The organism is Flavimaricola marinus (assembly GCF_900184895.1).
Taxonomy (GTDB): Bacteria; Pseudomonadota; Alphaproteobacteria; order Rhodobacterales; family Rhodobacteraceae; genus Flavimaricola; species Flavimaricola marinus.
In genome coordinates this window covers 1-4247 of the sequence record NZ_FXZK01000037.1, presented here as the reverse complement: position 1 = coordinate 4247, position 4247 = coordinate 1, and the positions used below count along the sequence as shown (strand labels likewise).

3 protein-coding genes and 2 pseudogenes are annotated in these 4247 nt (G+C 56.5%); 3 read left to right on the top strand and 2 right to left on the bottom strand.

Annotation, left to right across the window (positions count from 1 at the left end):
• Window positions 1–230 precede the first annotated feature (230 nt).
• The 3 genes and pseudogenes from LOM8899_RS22845 to LOM8899_RS23300 form a co-directional block, all read left to right on the top strand.
• Window positions 231–1203: pseudogene (locus LOM8899_RS22845) on the top strand (IS3 family transposase); the annotation flags it as partial.
• Between the two features lie 35 nt (window positions 1204–1238).
• Window positions 1239–2283: pseudogene (locus LOM8899_RS22840) on the top strand (ISKra4 family transposase); the annotation flags it as partial.
• Window positions 2284–2447: 164 nt separating this feature from the next.
• Entirely contained in the window at window positions 2448–2666 is a 219-nt protein-coding gene (locus LOM8899_RS23300; protein WP_133065108.1) for a hypothetical protein, read from the top strand.
• Window positions 2667–3121: 455 nt separating this feature from the next.
• Here the strand turns inward: LOM8899_RS23300 and LOM8899_RS22835 are convergent, their stop codons facing one another.
• Both LOM8899_RS22835 and LOM8899_RS22830 read right to left on the bottom strand, forming a co-directional pair.
• On the bottom strand, window positions 3122–3430 hold the full coding sequence (locus tag LOM8899_RS22835; RefSeq protein WP_133065107.1) for a hypothetical protein: 309 nt from the start codon (window positions 3428–3430) through the stop codon (window positions 3122–3124).
• 375 nt (window positions 3431–3805) lie between these two features.
• A partial coding sequence (locus LOM8899_RS22830) for an integrase core domain-containing protein (protein ID WP_245820737.1) occupies window positions 3806–4247 on the bottom strand: 442 nt, incomplete at its 5' end.

The window sequence follows — 4247 nt, the reverse complement described above, 5'->3', positions numbered from 1 at the left end:
GAACTACAACAATCAAAGACCGCATTCGGCTTTGAAAAACCTGACACCGAGGGAATTCGCAGAGAAAACGATGATGGACAAACTGGCCGCCTAAGGCCATCAACCAAAACCCAAAGACTCTCCGCAACGTGGAGGAAACTTGGGACTCAGGTCAGTGGCTGCTTCGAGGCTTTGGTTGCGGGAGGGCGCCTTGGCTTGGATCGAACATCAGTTGAGATTTCAGCAAAGGGAAAGAGAACCAGCGGCTGCGACGAGCTGTGTCTGATCTCACCCTGGACAAGCTCATTCTGACCGAGGCGGCGAAGGGAAACTTCTAAGCCCTTCGCGTCGTCGCAGGTGCATCGACCATGCGCGGCGGGAGCTTGGCGTGTCGGAGCGCCGCGCCTGCCGCGCACTCGGCCAGCACCGGTCCACGCAACGCAAGGTGCCGCAAGGCCGGGCCGATGAGCAGCGTCTGACTGATGACATCATCGAACTGTCCGACCAGTATGGGCGCTACGGATATCGCATGGTCACCGGTTTGCTGAACAACGCCGGCTGGCATGTGAATCACTAGCGCGTTGAGCGCATTTGGCGGCGCGAAGGGCTGAAGGTCCCGCAAAAACAGAAGAGCGCGCTATTGATGCGCCATTGGTTCGAGCACAATGGCGCGCGGGGCGGCTTTGGCTGAACGACGGGTCGTGTGTGCGTCTGCGGCCGCAACGCCCCAATCACGTCTCGTCCTACGACTTCGTCCAGGATCGGACCGCTGACGGACGGGTCGATCGGACTCTGAACATCATCGACGAATACACTCGGGAGGCGCTCATGATCCGCGTGGATCGCAAGCTCAACTCAACCGATGTTTTGGATGCGCTGACGGACCTGTTCATCCTGCGCGGCCCGCAGGAATACATAAGATCCGACAATGGGCCCGAATTTATTGCCCAGAAGGTTCGGGACTGGATCGCAGCGGTCGGTGCCAGGACGGCGTTCATAGAGCCGGGCAGCCCTTGGGAGAATGGATACTGCGAAAGCTTCAATGCCCGGTTCAGGGACGAGCTGCTAAACGGTGAACTGTTCTACAGCCTACGCGAGGCGCAAATCCTGATCGAGCAATGGCGTATCCACTACAACACCGTCAGGCCACACAGCGCACTGGGATATCGACCGCCAGCACCGGCAAGTATCGTTCCAATGGACCAGAGGCCGACGATGCACTAACAATCAAATCGGACCATTTGACGGGGGCACGCCACAATGCTAGATTCGATGTTGTCTTGGGCGGACCGCTTTCGCCTCTCGCTCGCTTTTTTCCGGACCGCTCGAATCCGGAACTGCAACGCCTTCAGGCTGAACTCGGGGCACGATATTCTTTCCGGGAAGCGGCACGAATCTTGGAAACCTTTGTGCCTTGCGCGAAGCAGGTGAATACATCGGTGCGCAACCGTCTTGGCAAAGTCGCCAGGAACATCGACGCCATCGAGCAAACTGAGCCGGTGGTTGCTGCGGCCGTCGATTAACCGCCTGCGTTGACGGTTTTCTTGGACGGCGCGCATATCCGATGCAGACCGGAATACCAGAAACGACACCTCGATGGTGTGGTGGGTAAGATCGAAAGCCACGACAAGTGCCGCCGCTTCGGCCTTGTTCAACAGGCGGTGCTGTCACCTGCCAGCCAGCTTCGCCAGGACTTGAGGGCTCTCGGTTGGGATCGCGGAAAAACCGTCACGGTGATCTCGAACGGGGGAACCCGCCCTGCCAAACCTCGTGCGCGGCGCAGTCGGTGGAAAGGTCCGCCACATCCTCGACTGGTGGCACATTTCGATGCGTATTCAGCACATCGAGAACGCGGTGAAGGGCCTGCTGCAAGTCAGGGGCTTCTCCGGCATTTGAGTGCTGTTCAAACGTCCGGCCGAAGCGCTGCGATGGTACCTGTGGCATGGAAAAGTCCTGACTGCCACGACCAGTCTGCAATGGTTGATGGTCGATTGCGCCCGGCTGGGTACAGATGACCGCGTGGCAACTGAAGCCGTCCGGCGGGTGCAAGCCCGGTGCCGGGATCTCTATTCCTACCTTGCGAACAACATGGACAATCTGACCGACTATGGTCGGCGGCACCGTGCGGGGCTTCAGATCTCTTCATCCCGGGCTGAGGGCTGCGTAGACGACATCGGCAACACCCGCGTGGGAAAACGTCGCCGAATGAGATGGTCGCCCAAGGGAGCCCTCCGCGTAGCCGTTGTGCGTGCCGCCGTTCTCGACGGCCGTCTAACTGGTGCGTACCAAAGAGCAGCCGCATAACCCCCAAGTTTTGCCCACTCCCCTCAACGCGCCGCGTGCCGGATATAAAGGCAACGCGACACCCCCATAGGCATGTTTCCGCTCAACCACACAAGACCTAGTGTTAGTTAACCGCGTATTAACCCGTGCGGAAGGACACTGCTTGTGCTGAATGGGAGATCGTCATGACTGAGATTGAGAACGAACTGCACAACCGGGCAACGATTGCCGCACTGAACGCGGAACGATTTGGCTTTGCTGAGACCGCACTTGCACTGAGAGCAATCGCAGATAGCATTTTTGGTCACTCGGACAAAGAGCGACGGCCAGATCAAGGTGGCAATTGTGCAACTCTTGGTTGTCCGGGGCGCGTGATTAAGCCAATCTTAACCAAGCTCAGCTGAGCTCATCTCCGCAATATCGGGGATAGTAATGCTAGAGAATCACCAGTGGCTTCTTGATGTACTTGTCGACCTGGACGACTATTCAAAGAAGAACAACATGACCGAATTGAGTCGCAAGATCGAATCTGCGCGACAGACTGCCATAACTGAAATCGCGGAGCGTGCAGCGGCGCAAGTCATCGCTGTCCCATTACAGAAATGACTAACGTCGTCTATCTTTGTCCTGGCGGAGCGGCATCAGCGGACTAAACCTTCGAAGTGGTCATGGCGAAGGCTGAGTCTGACAATGCTCTTCGTGGTGTCTTGGTTATTCGTAGCAATCAAAGTGTGGTGGCTCTGGAGATTCCTAGCAACCTGACAGAAGCACGCTGCGAAGGACTCTTGATCGGGATGGGAGTGCCAGAACAGTCGCGCAACTGGTAAGCCAAGTGCTTCGGTTAGAGAACCGATATCCGCTAAACTAAGAAGAACTCGTCACCAGAGATTTCCCAGAAGTCGATCAGGTCGCGACACGTCATCGTATCACCGTCCAAAGCTGATACGTCAGCAGCCAACGCCAGAGCCGCCTTGTGGCGCTGTAAAGACATATCCAGCCGGGATTTCCGCTTTCCAGAGTCCGTTGCCTCAATGTGCGTCACGAACGATATAGTCGCAAGTAACAGTGACTTGGCAGGGGCAGCCTCGTTGTTACGACAGATCAACCTGATGGCGATATTGAGTGGGACAAGCTTATCGATTACCAATATTGCCAGCTGTTCTTCCAACGAGTCCCATGACTTAACCGACAACTGCACTGATTGATCCACAACACAAAGGGAAGTAGCATCCTTGTTGGCGCTGGCGGAACAATGATCAAGTTGACCTTTGGTACAACCGTCGGGACAACGTATCTCGTCGAGGGATAGTGCTAGAAACCTCGAAGCATTGTTTGCGACTAGTCCGGCCCCTACTTATCATCCATTACCCAGGCGTTGGGAGTTGCCCATTTTGGATGCGAGATCTGAGATGTCTTGGGCGAAGAATGGACGCCGATCATCGACCAGTCGGTGTCGCGTGATAGCTGCCCCCTCGTCCTCCAGACATTTTGGTTCTAAGGAAATCGGATGTCTCCGGTGACCTGCTCCCCTTGGAGTCCGCGTTTATAGGTTAGCTCTGTTCAGGGTTAGGTCCTCTTCTGACCGTTGGTGATACTCCCGCGGGGTGCGCCCGTCGAGGCTCGAATGCGGGCGGTGGTGGTTGTAGTCGTCGCGCCATGCCGCAATCAGTTGGCGGGCATGGCGCAGCGTCGGGAACAGACGCTCGTTCAGGCTTTCATCCCGACGTCGACCGTTGAAGCTCTCCTCAAAGCCGTTCTGCATAGGTTTGCCGGGTGCGATGTAGTGCCATTCCACCTGGCGATCCTCCTGCCATTTGAGCATGGCGTTGCTGGTCAACTCGGTGCCGTTGTAGCTGACTGGAGTAGCCCCCTGAAAGTGGTCCACCAACTGGGATAGATTTGTCCCGCAAATTGGAGGATCAGCGATGGCTGGAAAACGAGAAAAGCCCGAAGAGATCGTATCGAAGCTTCGGCAGGTTGAAGTT